Source organism: Novosphingobium percolationis (assembly GCF_020179425.1).
Lineage (GTDB): Bacteria > Pseudomonadota > Alphaproteobacteria > Sphingomonadales > Sphingomonadaceae > Novosphingobium > Novosphingobium percolationis.
In genome coordinates this window covers 76,519-95,077 of the sequence record NZ_JAILYM010000001.1, presented here as the reverse complement: position 1 = coordinate 95,077, position 18,559 = coordinate 76,519, and the positions used below count along the sequence as shown (strand labels likewise).

Here is an 18,559-nt window from a genome sequence, read left to right as displayed (position 1 = left end):
AACGCGGCCGATACCTAATAGCAATAGATTTTCTAACCGGACGCTTAAACCGGCTTGCGCAATGCATTCGGACCTGTCAATCTATGAGCATTAGATAGATCGTGCAACGGCGCGACGTGTGGGGATGAGATCGCGTGGAAGGGTTTGACTACATCATTGCAGGGGCTGGCGCAGCCGGGTGCGTGCTGGCCCATCGGCTGTCTGCCGACCCGGCGATTCGCGTGTGCCTGATCGAAGCCGGACCGCGCGATACCCACCCCTTCATCGCCATGCCCAAGGGGCTGGCCAAGGTGATGGCAGACCCCAAGCACCTGTGGGCCCACGCCAGCACACCTGAAGCTTCGACCGGCGGCGCTTCGGAAACGTGGGTGCGCGGGCGCGTGCTGGGCGGGTCCAGCTCGGTCAACGGCATGATGTACGTGCGCGGGCAACCGGCGGACTTTGACGCGATTGCCGAAGTGACGAGCGACGACTGGGCGTGGAAGCATATCGGCCCGGCCTATGCCGCGCTGGAAAGCCACGAACTGGGCGCGGACGAGACGCGCGGGGCGGCGGGCCCGCTCAAGGTGTCGATGCCGACACTGAAGGATGCACTGTCCGATGCACAGATCGCGGCGGGCGAAGCGATGGGCTGGCCGCGCAAGGCCGACGTCAACGCACCCGACAACGGCGAGGCGGTGGGCTATACCCCGCGCACGATCCACAAGGGCAAGCGCCAGAGCGCCGCAACCGCGTTCCTGCGGCCGGCGGAAGCCCGCTCCAACCTGACCGTGCTGACCGAGTGCACGGTCGATCGCGTGGTGTTTGCCGGCAAGCGTGCGACCGGCGTGGAAGTGCTGCGCCGGGGCGTGCGCGAGGTGATCGGCTGCCATGGCGAAGTGATCGTATGCGGCGGGGCCATGGCCAGCCCGGCGATCCTCGAGCGCTCAGGGATAGGCGATCCGGCACGACTGGAAGCGCTGGGGATCCCGGTGGTCCATGCCAGCGCCGAGGTCGGTGAAAACCTGATCGAGCATCGCGGGCTGATCGTGCAGTGGAAATTGAAGCGCGACATGTCACAGAACAAGGAGTTCAAGGGCTGGCGGCTGCTACGCTCGGTGCTCCGTTACTATCTCGCCAAGGACGGCCCGATGGCGGCGGCGGCCTACGAGCTGGGGGCCTGGTTCCGCACGCGGCCCGGCCTCAACCGCCCCGACGCACAGATGCTGATCGCGCCGTTCTCGTTCGATTTCGCCAAGAACCGGCAGGACGTGGAGCGGCATCCGGGCATGCACGTGGTGGTCTATCCGCTACGCCCGACTTCGCGCGGGTCCATCCACATCGCCACGCGCGATCCCGATGCGGCGGCGAGCTTCCAGCCCAACTATCGTGCCACGCCGGAAGACCGCGCGGCGATGGTCGGCGCGGTGCGCGTGGTGCGCGCATGGGCAGGCCAGCGCCCGTTGGCCGCGCTGATCGAGGCCGAGACGATGCCGGGGCCGGACTTTGCCAGCGACGCCGAAATCCTGGCCGCGTACGACCGCTTCGGCACCTGCGGATATCATGCGGTGGGATCGTGCCGGATGGGCAAGGACGCGGAATCTGTGGTCGATCCGCGGACGAGCGTGCGCGGGGTGGAGGGGCTGCGCGTGGTCGATACCTCGATCATGCCCGCGATCCCCGCCGGCAACACGCAAGGGCCGACGATGGCCATGGCGTGGCGCGCGGCGGACCTCATTCTCGCCGACCGGGAGACGCTCGCCCAAGCCGCCTGAAATTCCGCACGGCCTCTGCCGGTGCCGGGGTTCGTGCGTCCTGATTTTTATCCTACGTTCATTAGATTAAAAAGGGGAGGAATACCTATGACCCGTTCCAATATCATGCGCGCGCTGCCGCTGGGATCGGCGCTGGCCACATCGCTGGCGCTGCTTGGCGCGGCGCCTGCCTTTGCGGCAGAAGAAGCGCCCGCGACTGCACCTGCGGCGGCTGATGCCGCACAGGCCGGCAATGCCGAGGAAATCATCGTCAGCGCGCGCCGCCGCACCGAACGCCTGATCGACGCGCCCGTCGCGATCACCGCCGTGACCGGCCAGACGCTGAGCCAGTACCAGGCGACGCGCGTGTCGGACATCGCGACGATGGTGCCTTCGCTGATCGCGGGCAAGGCGGCGTCGGGTTCGTCGGCCTCGATCTTCCTGCGCGGCGTCGGCTCGACCGCGCTCAGCGCCGGCTTCGACCAGTCGGTCTCGTTCGTGATCGACGGCCTTGCCATGAGCCGTGGGCGCGAAATCGCGCTGCCGCAGTTCGACATCAAGGGCGTCGAAGTGCTGAAGGGCCCCCAGGCGCTGTTCTTCGGCAAGAACACCACCGGCGGGTTGATCTCGGTCACCAGCAATGGCCCGACCGATACCTTCGAAGCCGGGATCAAGGGCGGCTACGGCTTCAAGGCGCGCGAACGCTATGTCGAGGGCTTCGTTTCCGGCCCGGTCAGTGACACGATCCGCGCGCGCATCGCCGGGCGCTATTCCAAGAGCGACGGCGCGTTCACCAACACGGCGGCGGACAGCTACACCAACTACATTCCGGACCAGTTCCGTACGCGCAACGCGGACCGTCGCGGCGGGGGGGAAAGCTATGGCCTGCGCGGCACGATCGATGCGCAGGTGACCGACAGCTTCAAGCTGGAGTTGAAGGCGGGCCTGACCAGCGTGGTCGATGGCGGACCGACCGACACGCTGGAGCGCCTGTGCGGTGGCGGGCGCACCACGCCCCTGCCGGCCAACGGCATCCCGACCAGCCCCAATACCGACTGCAAGATCGACGGTCGCGCGGACAGCTCCGCCCTGCCCATCCAGGTCGCCACCACCGGCATGCGCTATGCCCGCGATGGCAAGCTCTATGCCGACTTCAAATCGCAATACGTGGTGCTGACCGGCACCATCGAGAGCGATCCGTTCGATGTCACCTCGATCACCGGCTACTACCACTTCAAGCAGACCGACCTGAACAACGTCAGTGGCGAATCCTACCCGGCCAGTTTCTCGCAATATGCGGACTTCAAGCAGGTGTCGGAGGAAATGCGCTTCCAGTCGAAGTTCGACGGACCGTTCAACATCCTGTTCGGCGCCTTCTATGCCCACGGCAAGTTCGTATTCAACACTGATGCCTACATCTTCCCGGTGCCGCTCGATCCGGTCAACAACACGTATGTCACCTTCAAGCGCGACGACGGGTTCACCACGGACTCGCTGTCGTTCTTCGCCGAAGGGACGCTGAACCTGACGCAGCAGCTCGAACTGTCGGGCGGCGCACGTTACAGCCGGGAATCGCGCGACAGCTACCAGCGCGCGCTGCCCGGCCACATCGCGTTCGCGGGCGCATTCCTGCCGAAGAAGGATCTCAACGACAAATACGACGAGGGCAATCTGTCGCCGCAGGTCACGCTGCGTTACAAGCCTTCGAGCGACCTCACGCTCTATGCCGCGTACAAGCAGGGGTTCAAGGCAGGCGGATTCAACATCTCGCAGGCGCTGACCGCGGCGGCCTCGGTTGCAGCCGGTCGCTACAAGTCGGAGACGGCGGAAGGCGGCGAAGTGGGCCTGCGCGCGCTGCTGCTGGACCGGCACCTCAGCTTCAACCTGACGGCCTATCGCTATGTCTATTCGGATCTTCAGGTGCAGTTCTTCGACCCGGTAACGGTATCGCTGACGGCGGGCAACGCGGGCAAGCTGCGCACGCAGGGCATCGAAGCGGACTTCAACCTTCGGGTGCCGGGACTGGACGGCTTCTCGCTGCGTGGTTCGGCCGCGCTGAACGACGCCGAGTACCAGAACTTCATCGGCCAGTGCTATCCGGGCCAGACCGTGGCCGAAGGGTGCAACCAGTTGCCCGCAGGCGGGGTGTTCAACGGACAGGACTATTCGGGCCGCACCCCGCCCAAGGCGCCGCACTTCGCGGGCCGCGCCGGGTTTACGTATGAGACTCCGGTGGGCGGTGACATGTCGCTGCGCCTGAACGGCGATGTCGGCTATACCTCGAAGTACAACTTCACCGACGCGCTGCGCCCCGATGCCGTGCAGAAGGGCTATGCCAAGGTCGACGCCTCGGCCAGCCTGACGGGCAAGGACGGCCTGTGGACGGTCTCGGTAATCGGCCGCAACCTGACCAACAAGCTGGTGGTGACGGCGGCGAACGACATCCCGTTCGCGGGCGGCACCGGCACGGGTACCGCGAGCGGCACGGTGGCCGACATGTCCGCCTTCGTCGATAACCCCCGCGAAATCTTCGTGGAGGTCGGCTTCAAGTTCTGACCCTTTCCTCTCCCAGGGAAAAACTGGGGGGCGGCGCCGCAAGGTGGCCGCCCCCTTTTTGTGCGCGAAACCCTCAGCCGTTCAGGACGGATGATAGCGCGCGCGCAACCCGTCGAGGATGACGCGCAGGGCTTCGACGAAGACTTCCTCCTCGTCCTTGGGCGCGGCGTCGAGTGCTGCGGCAAGGAAGGGGAACTGCTCGCGATCCGGTTCGGGCGTGGGCGGGGTGTGGTGGCTCGCAGCGGCGGCGGCGAAGAGGGTGAAGCCGAACGTGAAACGCTCGATCGCTTCGAGCACGACGACATGGTTTTCCGGCGGATAGGGACAGGTCGCCAAGGTGCGTTCGTAAGCGGGCAGCACCACCTGTCGCGGGAAAAAGCGCAGCGCCAGCGGTGCGGCGTTGGGGTGGCGCATGGTGACGCGATAGGTGGCAAGGGCGAGTTCGATGGTGCGCGTCTCCCAGTCGTCCGACCACGTGTCCTGTTCGACGTTGATCTTGTGCAGCAGCAGCCGCGCGACCTTGACGAGCAGCGCCTCCTTGTCGCGGAAATGGTGGTAGAGCGAGGGCGCGCGCACGCCCATCTGCTGCGCCACGGCCTGCAGGCTCAGGCCCTCGAGGCCACTGCGATCGATGATCGCGAGCGCCGCGTCGGCCGCCGCCTCCCGCGTGATCAGCGGCGAAGCCGGGCGCCCTGCCCGCGGCACGCGTTGCGTCGGGGCTGCTGCCCCCGCCGCCGCCTTGGGCTTGCGCGCGACAGTGGTCTTTCGGGCGACTTTTTCTTCCATGAAACGCCTGCTGCTGGTTGGATGCAGCCGGTCTACACAGCATAGATTTGATGTCCACCCGTCACCGGACGGCTGATGGTCGCAGGGGCGGCCTCAAGGCCGCTAACCCTGGTCGGCAACCGCTATCGGCGGAGTGGCGAACAGCCTTGCGACGCGATCAACCTGGTCGAACTGGAACGCCAGCGTCGCGGCGGATGGCTGTTGCGCGACGATCATCTCCAGCGCGGGATCGACCACGTCGCTGGTGGCCCCCATGATCGCTTCGACCACGGCCTGCCCACAGAAGGGCACATAGGCTTCGGAATAGCCACCTTCGTGGACGACCACGAGCTTGCCGCCGCACAGGCGGTCGGCGGCCTCGCCCACCATCCGCGCCATCGCGCGGAATGTGTCGCTGTGCAGCAACTGGCGCGCCAGCGGATCGAGCCCGTTGGCATCGAGGCCGCTCGCCACCACGATCAGGTCGGGGGCGAAGCGTTCCAGCGCGGGGATCACGATCGTCTCCATCGCGCGCAGGTAGGTGTCATGGCCGCTGCCGGGGGGCAGCGGGATGTTGATGTTGGCCCCTTCGCCCGCGCCTTCGCCTCGGTCCTCGGCACCCGAGTAGCCCGGCGGGAAGCAGTTTTCCTGGTGTAGCGAGATGGTCAGCACATCGCCCCGGTCGTAATAGACCGCCTGCGTGCCGTTGCCGTGGTGGACGTCCCAATCGACCACGGCGACCTTGCCGAGCCCATGCTGGGCCTTGGCAGCCTCGATCGCGATGGGGATGTTGCACAGCAGGCAGAAGCCCATCGAGCGGTCGGGCAGGCAGTGATGGCCCGCCGGGCGGCACAGCGCCCACGCCCGCTCGACCTTGCCCGTCACGACGTCGGCCACTGCCTGCTTGGCGAGGCCTGCCGAAAGCAGCGCGATCTCGAACGCGCCGGGGCCGAAGGGCGCGACATCGCCGATATCGCCGCCGCCCGCATCGCTGACGCGCTTGAACTCGTCGATATAGCGCGCGGTGTGGACGCGCCCGAGGTCTTCCGGCGTGGCCGGGACCGCCCTGGGCCGCTGCGCCAGATCGAGCACGCCCGATGCGGCCAGCAACGACAGGATGCGCCGCTTGCTTTCAGGGGTATCGGCCCCCACCCCGCCTGCGGGCGGCTGCACCCAGCCCCCCACCGGCAGGAACAACGCCTGCATCCCCGTGGCGTGCCAGAAGGTTCGTTCGTCGGAATAGATCGCGAGATTGCGCATGGCTTGGCGCCCCTTGGCAAAAGGTGGCGCGGCCCGTTGCTCAAGACAGGCCGCGCCGGGGGAAATCAGAACGAGAAGCGACCGCTGACGCCAAAGGTGCGCGGCACGCCGTTGGTGCGCACGAACACGCCGTTCCCGACGAAGGCCGAGGTGTAGTAGTAGCGGTCGCCGAGGTTGCGCACCCACAGCGAAAGCTGCCACTTGTCGTCCGCCTGTTTCACGCCGACGCGCGCATCGACCAGCGCATAGCCCGGCACCGCCGTCGCCGGATCGAGCGCCAGCACGCGGCCCGAAGTGCCTGTGCGGCCGTTCATCGCCAGCGTGACGAAGGCGTTGAGCCGTTCGTTGACCGGCTGCGTCCAGGTGACGGCGGCATTGCCTTGCCAGCGCGGCGAGTTGGCAAGGCGCACGCCCGCAAGATCGGTGGCAACGGCAAGGTTGGCGCCATTGTTGACACCCGCATTGGGCCAGCGGGTGATCTTAGCATCGAGGTACGTGATCGAGCCATCGAACGAGAGCTGTTCGATCGGCTTCCACTGCGCGTCCAGTTCGACACCGCGCACGCGCGAGCGGGGAACGTTGGTCAACTGCACCAGCGCGCCGACGAACGTGTTGATGTAATGGGCTTCCTGCTTGTCCTTGTAATCATACCAGAAGGCCGAGCCGTTGAGGCGCAGGCTGTTGTGCGCCAGCACCAGCTTGGCGCCCACTTCATAGGCGGTGACGGTTTCCGGCTTGTAGGGCAGCAGCTGCGACCACAGGTTGCTGTTCACGCCGCTGAAGCCGCCCGACTTGAAGCCGTTGGAAACGGTGGCGTAGAGCAGGTTGCGGCCGATCTTCTTGTCGATGCCCGCCTTCCACATCGCGCGGCGGGTGGTGATCGTGTCGGAGAACACTGCCGTCGTGCCGAAATCGGGCGTGCCCGCGATATCGTCGAACACGCCGCAGGCACCCGCCGGGATGCCGAGGAAACCGCCCAGCGATCCGTCGCCGCTGTCATAGGTGCAGCCGGTCCACTTGCGCTTTTCGTCGGTGTAGCGAAGGCCACCCAGCACGCGCCAGCCATCGCCCAGCTTCAGCTCGACATGGCCGAAACCGGCCAGCGAGCGCGTGGTCTGTTCATAGCGCGTATCGAGCGTGCGGATGCCGAGGACGAGCGCGTAGAAGCTGTCCTGCATGAAGTAGTTGTAGTTCTCGTGCATCGTGTCGCGCGAGTAGTAGCCGCCGACGATCCAGCTGAGCGGACCGTTGCCGTTGGACGACAGGCGCAGCTCCTCGCTGAACACGTTGATGCTGGTGACGTTGATGTTGCCGGAATCGTTGCCGGCCCAGCCGTCCCAGTCGTTGGCCTCGCGGCGGCGGAAGTGGTCGTAGCCCGTGACCGAGGTCAGCGAAGCGAGGCCGAGGTCGACGCTCGCCTTGGCGACGAAGCCCGCCAGTTCGTTGTCGCGGCGCGGGGTGAAGATGCCGTTCGACCAGTCGGCGGCGCGGTTGTCGCCGGTGCTGAACACGTCGACCGGCGATCCGTCCGGGCCGCTGGTATCGACCGGCAGGCGCAGCGTCGGCTGGCCGATCAGCGCGCCGTCATAGGCGGTGGGGGCAAGGTTGTCCGACTTGTCGCGGATCCAGTGCGCGGACAGGAACAGGTCCAGCCCCGGGGTGCCCTTGTATTCGACCGATCCGCGCAGCGCGAGGACGTTCTTGTCGCCCAGCGTATCGCCCTGACGGGTCAGGCTGCGCTGCCAGGCACCGCCCTGCGTGGACTTGCCCGCAAGCCGCGCGTTCAGGCCCTCGGCGAGAGGCCCGCTGACGTAGCCTTCCACGTCGGTTTCGCCGAAGTTGTTGACCTCTGCCGAAAGTCCGGCAGCGAAGTGGTCGGTCGGGCGGGCGCTGTTGACGTTGATCTGGCCAGCGGTGGTGTTGCGGCCATAGAGATCGCCCTGCGGGCCCTTGAGGACTTCGACCTGACCGACATCGAAGAACGCGCCGCGGCTCATCACCGCATAGGGCAGCGCCACTTCATCGGCGTAGAGCCCCACGGTGGACGAGGCGCTGGTCGAATAGTCGGAGAAGCCGATGCCGCGAATGGTGTAGATCGGCACGCCCGTGGCCGAGGTCTCCGACACGTTGAGACCCGGCGTCACCGCCGAAAGGCGATCGAGCGACTTGATACCGCCATCGGCCAGCGTGGTTCCGGCGAGCGCTGTGATCGCGATCGGCACGTCGTTGATGCCCTGGCTGCGCTTTTGCGCGGTGACGACGATCTCGCCCGCCGCTGCATCCGACGAAGCCCCGGTTTCCTGTGCCTGCGCGCCGAGCGGAAGCAGGACGGCGGTGGAGGCCAGCAGGCTGGCGAGCATCCGGGCCGAAGTGTGCGTGTTCATGCGTTTCCCCCTGACAGGCGGCCCTGGACAGGCCGCGTTCCCTATGCCGGGGATGCTAGATCAGGCGGCAGCCTCGTTCTTGCCCCTGCGTGCCACCGCGACTTGTCTCGTGGTGCCGCTCACCGCGCGGCCGGACAAGCGTGGCGACGGCGCATGTCGCGCGGGGCCGTGCCGAATTGCGCGCGATAAAGGCGCGAGAAGTGCGCCATGTCGTTGAAGCCGACGTCGAAGGCGATCTGCGTCAGCGAAACGCCGCTCCATTCTGTCGAGACGATGCGGGCATGCGCTTCGGCCAGCCGCATCCGCCACAGCCAACTCGATGGCGTGGTGCCCTGTTCGGCGAACAGGCGATAGAGCTGGCGCCGCGACAGTCCGATCGCATCAGCGATCGCGTCGGGCGACAGCGCCGGATCGGCCAGGTCGCGCAGCACGATCTGTTCGGCCATGGCGAGCAGGCCCCTGCCCCCGCTGGGCGCCTCTGCCGGAGCCTGGTCCAGTACGCGCGACAGCAGCACGCGCACCGCATCGAGCATCGCGCGGCGGTCCGCCTCACACGGCGTGTCGCCCAGGTTGAGCAGCGAAGACAGCGTCGTTGCGAGCACCTTGCCCACACCGGCCGATCCGTCGATGCGCTGCCCGCACGAGGCGAACAGGTTGCGGCGGCTTTCCACGAAATCAAAGTGGAACGGCACCAGCACCGTCTCGCTGGAACGGGCGTTGAGGTATTCATAGGCAGAGCAGGAATCGAGCAGCACCATGTCGTTGGCGCGCAGCATTCCGGTGCTGGCGTTGCTGGCCAAGCGCATCTGCCCAGAGACCTGCTGCATGATGAAGAAGTGCTCGTCCCATTCGCTGTTGAGGCCATTGGCCTGGCGATGGGTGACAAGGCACTGCGACACGATCCGCACCGGCCGCAGGAAATGGTTTTCGTTGCACGAGATATGATAGCGGCTGCGCGCGCCGGTCTCGCGGGAACTGAACTTGCCATAGACGACATCGAGGCCCGCCTCGAAATCCTTCGCCACGTTGTACGGCGTGCTGGTCATACCTTCTCCCTCCGCAGGGCGAGCAATGGACCACGCGGGGCGCAGATGCGCACCCGTCGCGGGACTGTTCCTCGTTCCAGGTGGATGCGTGTCTGTCCCGCACCTCGCCCGGTTCCTGCGGCCCCATGAATGATCCCCGCCGTCTCAGCGGGGCTTGTCATATTCGGCCATATTCGGGGCGAGGCCAGCGCTTTGTTGACTTGGCCCGCAGGCAGGCCGGACATCCGGCGGAAATCGGGGAGACTTTCATGAACCGCTTCGACCGTCCAACCTTCGCCGGATGCGCTACCGCGCTGGCCCTCGTGATTGCCGGCACCGCACACGCCCAGGATGCGCCGCGCGCCGACCGCCTGTTCCTCCATGGCAACGTCATCACGCCCGATGGCGTGGCGCAGGCCGTCGCGGTGCGGGGCAAGGCGATCGTTGCCGTGGGCAGCGATGCCGACGTGCTCGCCCTGCCCCACGACGGCGCGGAAGTGGTCGACCTTTCCGGCAGGACGCTGATGCCGGGGCTCTACGACATGCACGTGCACGTCTTCATGGCCGGGCAGGACAAGCTCTCCTGCAAGCTGCCGCAGGGCGCGGGCGTCAAGGCCATCGCTGCTGCCGTGCGCGCCTGCGCAGGCAAAGCCGAACAGGGCGAGTGGATCATCGGCGGCAGCTGGGTCGGCGCGGCCTTCCCTCCCGGCGAACAGACGCGCAAGGCGCTCGACGCCGCGGCGCCGAACAACCCGGTGCTGCTGAACGACGAAGCGCTGCACAGCGTCTGGGTCAATTCGCGCGCGCTGGCGCTGGCGGGCGTGACCCGCGCCACGCCCGATCCGCAAGGCGGGCGCATCGACCGCGACGCGCGCGGCGAGCCGACCGGCGTGCTGCGCGAACTGGCCACGCGGCTGGTGGAGGACAAGGCCCCCGCCCCCGGCGTCGAGGCGCAGGTCGCGGCAGTGAAGGCTGCCAGCGACGAGATGCTGTCCTACGGCATCGTCGGCTTCACCGACGCCGCCGTGCGCAAGGCCAATGTCGAGGGCCTATCACGCTATGCCAAGGCGGGCGGCCTCAAGCAGCACGCGCGCGGCTGCGTGGTGTGGGGACCGAACTCGGTCGGCAGCGAAGGGCTGGTGGCACAGCGGCAGGCCCTGTCGGGCGGGAACCTTCGGCTCGATTGCGTGAAGCTGTTCCTCGATGGCGTGCCCACCGAAAGCCGCACCGGCGCGATGATCGAGCCCTATGCCGCAGGCGCCGGTGCCCATGCGCATGGCGACGCCCACGATAACGAGCGCGGCATGTTGCTGATCGCGCAGGCAGAGCTGAACGCGCTCGTCACCGGCTTCGACCGGCAGGGCCTCGAAGTGAAGTTCCATGCCGCGGGCGATGGTGCGACCCGCGCCGCCGTGGATGCCATCGCCGCCGCGCGCGCTGCCAACGGCTTTGCCGGCCCGCGTCACGAAGTCGGCCACAACACCTTCATCGCGCCCGCCGACCTCGCCCGCGCCGCCGGGCTGGGCTTTGCGTGGGAGTTCTCTCCCTACATCTGGTGGCCCACGCCGATCACCTCGGTCGATATCGCCCGCGCCGTGGGGGCAGAGCGGATGAAGCGGCTCTGGCCGATCCGCGAAGGGCTCGACAGCCGCGCGCTGGTCGTCTCGGGGTCCGACTGGCCGGTGGTGCCCTCGGTCAATCCCTGGCTGGCGATCGAAACCATGGTCTCCCGCCAGGCCCCGGGCGCGACTGGCCCAACCGAAGGCGAGGCCGAGCGCATCACAAGGGCCGAGGCCATCACCATCTTCACCCGCAACGGCGCGGCGCTGATGGGCCGGCTCGACCGGGGCGGCACGATCGAAGTGGGCAAGGAAGCCGACCTGATCGTGCTCGACCGCGATCCGTTGACCGCCCCGCTCGGCCAGATCCACGATACGCGCGTGCTGGAAACCTACATCGGCGGCGAACGGGTCTACCGCCGGGAATAAGCGACATGGAAAGGCCCGCGCGGGCGAACCGTGCGGGCCCTATCCTTGCCAGCGGCTGAAGGGATCAGCCCACCAGATTGTCCCGCCACAGCGTCGTGCCCGCGCGCCACGACACGCCGACTTCGTGCCAGTATCCGGCGATCATCTCCTGCGGCGCGATGTCGAGCAGTTCCTCGACCGGGCTGTCGAAGTACGACAGGTCGAAGTCGCCCTTGAAGCACCGCCCGAAGTCGACGTCATAGCTCGACATCGTCACGACCTCGTTCAGGCTCTGCGTCCCGTCGGTCTCGATCGCGGGCATCCAGCGGTTGTGCGCCATCGGGTGGCCGTTGACAAAGCCGGGCTTGTCGCAAGGCTCGGTGATGGTGAAGCGTCCCTCCGCCAGACGGCGGTCGAACGCGGCCAGCGTCACGCCGAACGTGCCGCCCGCTTCCAGCTTCGGCCCAGCCTTGCCCACGTTGACCGGGCGGCTCATGTGGATCGAGCCCAGCTTCTTGGGATAGCCCTGATGCTGCCCGCGCAGCATGGCGAATTCCTTGTCCACCCAGATGTAGACGCAGCGCGAATAGGTCTTCCCCTGGAACTTGCAGCGGACGACGATGAACATCTCCTTGTACTGCACGCGGATGGGGTCGAGCAACTGCGCCGGGTCTTCCCCGGTCGATTGCCAGTCCGCCCAGATCGCGGCGACCGCGCCCGGATCCTCGTCGGCCAGGCTGAACCCTTCGGGCAGCAGCGCGGCAACCTTGGCCGGGTCGGTGCGATATTCCAGCGTGATCAGCTCACCCGAATAGTGCCACGGCACGGGCGGCACGATGCTCGCCTTGCCGGTCGGCGTGCGCGGATAGAACAGGCCCTTCAGTTCGCTCATGGTTCCCTCGAAGATTTCTCCGAGAGCGGTTGTGCGCCAAACCGAAGACGTCAGCTTGGCCGCAACGGCCAAAGCCCGAACGAGGCATCCGCGCTAGAACTATGGCCCAGAGATTCCACGAAGGGCCACACGATGACCACCGAATACCGCCGCATCCTGCTCGATGGCTACCCGATCCTCACCACCCGCCATGGCGACGAGCTTGTCACCCGCGATGGACGCGCGATCGGCGTGGACGATGCCGTGCACCTTGCCCCGTGCAACCCCAGCAAGATCATCTGCGTCCACCTCAACTATCACAGCCGCGTGCAGGAATTCATCACCAAGCTGCCGCCCGCGCCGACCTACTTCCAGAAGCCGCTGACCGCGCTCAACACCCACAAGGGCGCAATCGTGCGCCCCGAACGCTGCAAGTGGCTGAACTACGAAGGCGAGATCGCCATCGTCATCGGCAAGACCTGCCGCAACATCTCGCCCGCAGAGGCCGGCGACTACATTCTCGGTTACTCGGTCTCGAATGACTACGGCCTCCACGATTTCCGCGACACCGACGCGGGCTCGATGCTGCGCGTGAAGGGTTCGGACACGCTCTGCCCGATCGGCCCCGGCCTCGTCACCGGCTGGGACTTCCGCGACAAGATGATCCGCACCTACGTCAACGGCGTCTTGAAGCAGGAAGACAACACCAACAACATGGAATGGGACATGCACTACCTGGTGGCCGACATCGCGCGGACCATCACGCTCGAACCGGGCGACGTGCTGCTCTCGGGCACGCCCGCCAACAGCCGCCCGGTGCAGATCGGCGACGTGGTGGATGTCGAGGTCGAAGGGCTGGGTCGCCTGTCGAACACCATCGTCCACGGCCCCACGCCGATCCGCGACGATTGCGGCGCGCAGCCGACCGAGAGCGAGGAAGTGATCTCCACCGCGATGGGCGGCGACTGGGAATTCCGCGGCCTGCGCGCCGCGGGCGGACAGGGCGCGGCCTTCTACGAATCCGCGCTCGACGAGAAGAAGTAAGCGCCATGGCCGACGCGACCCGCTTCTACATCGATGGCCAGTGGGTCGCGCCTTCGGGTGACGCGCGCGCGGCGATCGTCAACCCGGCCGACCGCTCGGTGGTCGGCGAGGTGGCCCTTGGCACCCCCGCCGACGCCGAAGCGGCCATCGCCGCCGCCCGGGCCGCCTTCCCCGCGTGGTCTGCCTCCACGCGCGAGGAGCGGCTGACGATCCTTGAAAAGATCAACGCCGCGCTGATCGCCCGCGCGGACGAGATCGGCGATGCGATCATGGCCGAAATGGGCGCGCCGCTGAGCCTTGCGCGCGGGGCGCAGGCAGGATCGGGGCCGCAGCACTTCGGCGAAGTGATCCGCGTGCTGAAGGACTACCCCTTCGAAACGCCGCTCGGCTCCACCCTGCTCCAGCGCGAGGCGATCGGCGTCTGCGTGCTGATCACGCCCTGGAACTGGCCGATCAACCAGATCGCCACCAAGGTCGCGCCCGCGCTCGCCGCCGGGTGCACCATGGTGCTTAAGCCCAGCGAGGTCGCCCCGCTCGACGCCGCTATCCTCGCCGAGATCATCGAGGCGGCGGGCGTGCCCAAGGGCGTGTTCAACCTCGTCCACGGCTCCGGGCCGGAGATCGGCAATGCACTGACCGGCCACCCGGACGTGGACATGGTCAGCTTCACCGGCTCGACCCGCGCGGGCGTCGCCATCGCCACCAATGCCGCGCCCACGATCAAACGCGTCGCGCTGGAACTGGGCGGCAAGAGCGCCTGCATCGTCCTGCCCGACGCCGATTTTGCCGCCGCCATCCCCGCCACCGTACGCGGATGCATGCTCAACACCGGGCAAAGCTGCAACGCCCCCACCCGCCTGCTCGTGCCCCGCGCCCGACTGGACGAGGCCTGCGCGCTGGCCAAGCAAGCAGCGGAAGCCATCCGCGTCGGCCTGCCGACCGACGACCCGGACATGGGGCCGGTCGCCAACGCCGCGCAATACGCGCGAGTCATCGCCATGATCGAACAGGCCGTGGCCGAGGGCGCGACGCTGCTCACCGGTGGGGCGACGCCGCCCGCAGGGCTTGAAGGCGGGCTGTTCGTGCCCCCGACGATCTTCCGCGATGTCACCCCGGCCATGACCATCGCGCGCGAGGAAGTGTTCGGCCCGGTGCTGGCAGTGCTGGCCTACGACAGCGTGGACGAAGCGGTCGCGCTCGCCAACGACAGTCCATACGGCCTGTCGGGCTATGTCTGGGGCGCCAGCATGGCAGACGCCCGCGCCGTCGCGCGGCGGCTGCGCACCGGCATGGTCCACCTCAACGGGGCCTCGCTCGATAGCGCCGCGCCGTTCGGTGGCTACAGGATGTCGGGCAACGGCCGCGAATGGGGCCGCTTCGGGCTGGAGGAATTTCTCGAAGTGAAATCGATCTACGGTGGCGCTGAGGCTTGATTGCGGGAACCGGGCCGATAAGCTGGGGACCATGGGAGAGCCGACGATCTCGGCGCAGATCCTGCGCCACGTCGCCAATTGCGTCGAACTGACCGGTCATTCCGCCGCAGGACTGCTCGACCGCATCGCCGTGTCGCGCGATCTGCTGGAAGATCCCGAAGGGCTGATCCCCCTCGCCCACTTCCTGTCCTTCTTCGAAGATGCGGCGGCCCTGCTGCGCAATCCCCATTTCGGGCTGCACGCGGGCCGCCTTTCGGGCTCGGACAGCCTCGGCCCCTTGAGCTTCCTGTTCCTCAGCGCGCCGACGCTGCGCACCGCGTTTGCCAGCTTCACCCGCTACCTTTCGACGATGCAGCAGGCCGCGCGCAACCAGTTCGACGACGAAGGCGGCTGGGCGACGTTCTCCTACGGCGTGCTCGACCAGTCGCTGACGCGCAGGCGGCAGGACGCCGAATATTCGATCAGCGCGATGTTCAGCCTCGCCCGCCAGTTCACCGGGGGCGAGATCGAGCTGCGCGAGGTACGCTTCGAACACGAACGCGTGGGCGACTATGCCCGCTATCGCGACCATTTCGGCTGCGACGTGTTCTTCGAACAGGATTGCAACGCCTTCACCATGGAAGGCCGCTTCCTCGACCTGCGCGGGCGCGTGCTGAGTTCAAGCCTGCACCCCATCCTGGAGGACCACCTTCGCCGCAAGGCGGGAGAGGCGCTGGCCGGTTCCTACGCCCACCGGGTGAAGGCGCTGATCGCGGCGGCGCCGCTCGATGCACCGCCCTGCGTCGCCGATACCGCCGACCGGCTCGGCCTGTCGGTGCCGACGCTGCATCGCCGCCTCCGCGCCGAAGGCACCGGCTGGCGCGAGCTGTTGCAGGACCACCGCATGGTCGCCGCCTCGCGCCTGTTGCGTGAAAGCCGCCGCAGCATCAGCGCGATCGCACTGGCTGTCGGCTATTCCGAAAGCGCCAGCTTCATTCGCAGCTTTGCGCGCCACTTCGGCCAGCCTCCGCACCGCTTCCGCAATGGTGGAACGGGGACGGAAACAAAGAGCGCCGCCGGTTTGAGAACCGACGGCGCCCAGTCAGGGTAGATCCGCTCCGGCTCACCACTTGACGGTGGCGGAAACCCCATAAGTCGCGGGCTTGGCATAGACCGAAGTCGTGCCGAGCGGGCCGAGGTTGAGCGTGTAGGCGCGATAGGCCTTGTCGAACACGTTGCGGCCGAACACCTGCACCGAGAAGCGGTCGTTGTCCGACGTCCAGCTGAGCGAGGCGTTGGTGACGTTATAGGCAGGCTGGATCGAGGACTGGCCGTTGGTCACTTCCAGGTACTGCTTGTCGTACCACACGCCATCCAGCTGTGCCGCCACGTTGCCGCCCAGCGCGTCGAAATTGTAGCGCAGCACGTAGTTCAGGCTGAACTTGGGCTGGTTGGGGAACCGCCCGCCGGTGACGGTCTTGGCCGGGTAGTTGCAGAAGTACGTGCCATCATTCTGGTCGGTGCAGTACTTCGGCACCGAAGCGCCCGGCACCAGCACAGACAGGTACTGCGAGCCCGCCGCCTGCACCACGTCGACCTTCGACGTTTCCCAGGTCGCGCCCAGGTTGATGTTGATGTGCCTGTTGGGCTGGAAGAACGTTTCCAGTTCCGCCCCCGTTGCATGGGCGTTGCTGTTGCCCACCTGCGGCACGCCCCCGATCAGCGCGAAAGTCTGGTAGTCGTTGTAGATGTAGTGATAGACGGTGGCGTTGACCCGTACGCTGTGCGTCGGGTTCGACCACTTCACCCCGCCTTCGAACGAATTGAGCGTCTCCGGCTTGTGCTGGAAGGTATCGGCGGTGACGTAGCCGTTGAGCGTGAAGTTGCCACCCTTGATGCCCCGGTTCCACGATGCAAACAGCAGCGTGTCGCTGTTCGCCTTGTAGTTCAGCGTCACCCGCGCGGCGACGTCGCCATGCGAGATCCGCGAGGCGCCGGGCCGCGTGGCCGAAAAGCTCTCGTCCGAGGCGATCGGCGCGGATTGCCCGCCTTCGACCACGCTCGACAGGTAGTCGACCGTCTTGGTGTCCTTGGAATAGCGCAGGCCTCCGATCAGCGTCAGCTTGTCGGCAAGGTCGACCTCCGCCTGACCGAACACCGACCAGTTCTTCGAATGCAGGTCATAGTCCTCGTCGATCGTCGGATCGACGCCCGGCAACCCCGCCGCCAGCGCCGCGCCCACGGCAGGCGCGCCGATCGTGGCCATGTGGCCCTTGATCTTCATGTCGAGGTAGTACGCGCCCGCCTGCCAGCGGAAGCGGTCCATCTCGCCCGAAAGGCGCAGTTCCTCGCTGAACTGCTGATAGCGCGCCTGCGTCTGGAACACGATCACCGTCACCGGCAGCGCGTCGCCATCCTCCTGATAGGACTTCGACAGCTTGGTGTAGTTGGTGATCGAGGTCAGCTTCACCCCGCCGAGGTCGTACTGGAGCTTGCCCTGGAAGATGTCGGTCTTGCGGTTGAACAGGCCCGGCGTGTTGCTGAAGTTCTCGAACGGGCTGGCCTTTGCGCCCGTGATCCCGTTGATCACCCCGCCAGAGCCATTGCCAAGCCCCGCCGCATCGGTGGTGCAATAGCCGTTGTCCTGCAGGTTGCAGTTGTCGAACACATAGCCGCCGGTGGCGACGTGGTTGTCCTCGCTGTGCTTGACCCACAGGTCCAGCTTGCCGTTGGGGCCAAGGTCGGCCTGCACCGTGCCGCGCAAGGCCCAGCCGTTCTCGCCGCCCAGGTCCTGTCCATTGGCGTCGAACACGCCCGGCAGCGCGGCGGCAGACTTGATGTAGCCATCCGCCTTGGTCACGCGGCCCGCCACGCGGACGCGCAAGCCCTCGGCCAGCGCGCCGCCCACAGCACCTTCGATCGCGCGACGGTTGAAGCGTTCGTAGCTGGCATTGACGTAGCCGTTCAGTTCAGCCTTGCTGGCGTCGGTGCTGACGTACTGGATCAGGCCGCCCGTCGCGTTGCGCCCGAACAGCGTGCCCTGCGGCCCGCGCAGCACTTCCACGCGCTGGATGTCGAACAGCTGGCCCGAAAGCCCGTTCATCGACCCCATGTAGGCATCATCGACATAAACCGCGATAGGCGCTTCGAGATAGTCGGTGAAGTTGTTCTGCGAAATGCCGCGCAAGTTGAAGATCGTCACGTTGGGCGACCAGGCGTTGAGCTGGAGCCCCGGCACCTGCTGGGTGATCTGCGTGGCGTCGGTCACGCCCAGCGCTTTCAGCTGCTCACCCGAATAGGCGGTGATCGCGATCGGCACGCGCTGCGCGTTCTCGCTGCGCTTGTTCGCGGTGACGACGATATCGCCGAAGGCGGTGGCCGATTGGCCCGCATCGGCAGAACCGGCCTGAGCTGCGGCATCCTGCGCCCACGCGGGAGCAGCCATGGCCCCCAGCGCGATCAGCGAAACCGAAGCGAGCGACGTCTTGATGAACGACATGGAATTTCCCCCACCGTCCGCGCCTTCCGGCCCGGTCCCTCAG

At 66.8% G+C, this 18,559-nt stretch carries 12 protein-coding genes; 6 read left to right on the top strand and 6 right to left on the bottom strand.

All coding sequences use genetic code 11. From position 1 onward, the window contains the following. Nucleotides 1-134: 134 nt before the first annotated feature. Entirely contained in the window at nt 135-1,754 is a 1,620-nt protein-coding gene (locus K3A84_RS20485; RefSeq protein WP_225007085.1) for a GMC family oxidoreductase, read from the top strand. A gap of 87 nt (nt 1,755-1,841) precedes the next feature. After that, a complete protein-coding gene (locus K3A84_RS00390) occupies nt 1,842-4,289 on the top strand; it encodes a TonB-dependent receptor (protein ID WP_225007084.1) in 2,448 nt (815 codons plus the stop codon). A gap of 81 nt (nt 4,290-4,370) precedes the next feature. On the opposite strand, the gene K3A84_RS00385 is transcribed toward K3A84_RS00390, so the two are convergent. The 4 genes from K3A84_RS00385 to K3A84_RS00370 form a co-directional block, all read right to left on the bottom strand. After that, on the bottom strand, nt 4,371-5,075 hold the full coding sequence (locus K3A84_RS00385) for a TetR family transcriptional regulator (protein ID WP_225007083.1): 705 nt from the start codon (nt 5,073-5,075) through the stop codon (nt 4,371-4,373). Nucleotides 5,076-5,177: 102 nt separating this feature from the next. Next, nucleotides 5,178-6,314: a class II histone deacetylase gene (locus tag K3A84_RS00380; RefSeq protein ID WP_225007082.1), complete on the bottom strand. Its 1,137-nt coding sequence runs from the start codon at nt 6,312-6,314 to the stop codon at nt 5,178-5,180. A 65-nt stretch (nt 6,315-6,379) separates the two neighbouring features. Continuing rightward, a complete protein-coding gene (locus K3A84_RS00375) occupies nt 6,380-8,698 on the bottom strand; it encodes a TonB-dependent receptor (RefSeq protein ID WP_225007081.1) in 2,319 nt (772 codons plus the stop codon). A 119-nt stretch (nt 8,699-8,817) separates the two neighbouring features. Beyond that, the gene (locus K3A84_RS00370) at nt 8,818-9,744 is read right to left on the bottom strand and encodes a helix-turn-helix domain-containing protein (RefSeq protein ID WP_225007080.1); all 927 of its coding nucleotides are present in this window, start codon (nt 9,742-9,744) and stop codon (nt 8,818-8,820) included. A gap of 248 nt (nt 9,745-9,992) precedes the next feature. On the opposite strand from K3A84_RS00370, the gene K3A84_RS00365 reads away from it, so the two are divergent. Next, nucleotides 9,993-11,711 (top strand): amidohydrolase, encoded by a 1,719-nt coding sequence (locus K3A84_RS00365; protein WP_225007079.1) that lies wholly within the window; start codon nt 9,993-9,995, stop codon nt 11,709-11,711. A 64-nt stretch (nt 11,712-11,775) separates the two neighbouring features. On the opposite strand, the gene K3A84_RS00360 is transcribed toward K3A84_RS00365, so the two are convergent. Beyond that, complete coding sequence (locus tag K3A84_RS00360) at nt 11,776-12,582, bottom strand: acetoacetate decarboxylase family protein (protein ID WP_225007078.1); 807 nt, start codon at nt 12,580-12,582, stop codon at nt 11,776-11,778. A gap of 132 nt (nt 12,583-12,714) precedes the next feature. On the opposite strand from K3A84_RS00360, the gene K3A84_RS00355 reads away from it, so the two are divergent. The 3 genes from K3A84_RS00355 to K3A84_RS00345 are packed head-to-tail and all read left to right on the top strand — an operon-like array spanning nt 12,715 to nt 16,128. Further along, complete coding sequence (locus K3A84_RS00355; RefSeq protein ID WP_225007077.1) at nt 12,715-13,605, top strand: fumarylacetoacetate hydrolase family protein; 891 nt, start codon at nt 12,715-12,717, stop codon at nt 13,603-13,605. A gap of 5 nt (nt 13,606-13,610) precedes the next feature. Next, nucleotides 13,611-15,038, top strand: coding sequence for an aldehyde dehydrogenase family protein (locus K3A84_RS00350; protein WP_225007076.1), 1,428 nt, complete (start codon nt 13,611-13,613; stop codon nt 15,036-15,038). Between the two features lie 31 nt (nt 15,039-15,069). Beyond that, entirely contained in the window at nt 15,070-16,128 is a 1,059-nt protein-coding gene (locus K3A84_RS00345; protein WP_225007075.1) for an AraC family transcriptional regulator, read from the top strand. Between the two features lie 12 nt (nt 16,129-16,140). Here K3A84_RS00345 and K3A84_RS00340 read toward each other — a convergent pair whose 3' ends face one another. After that, nucleotides 16,141-18,516 (bottom strand): TonB-dependent receptor, encoded by a 2,376-nt coding sequence (locus K3A84_RS00340; protein WP_225007074.1) that lies wholly within the window; start codon nt 18,514-18,516, stop codon nt 16,141-16,143. Between the last annotated feature and the right edge of the window lie 43 nt (nt 18,517-18,559).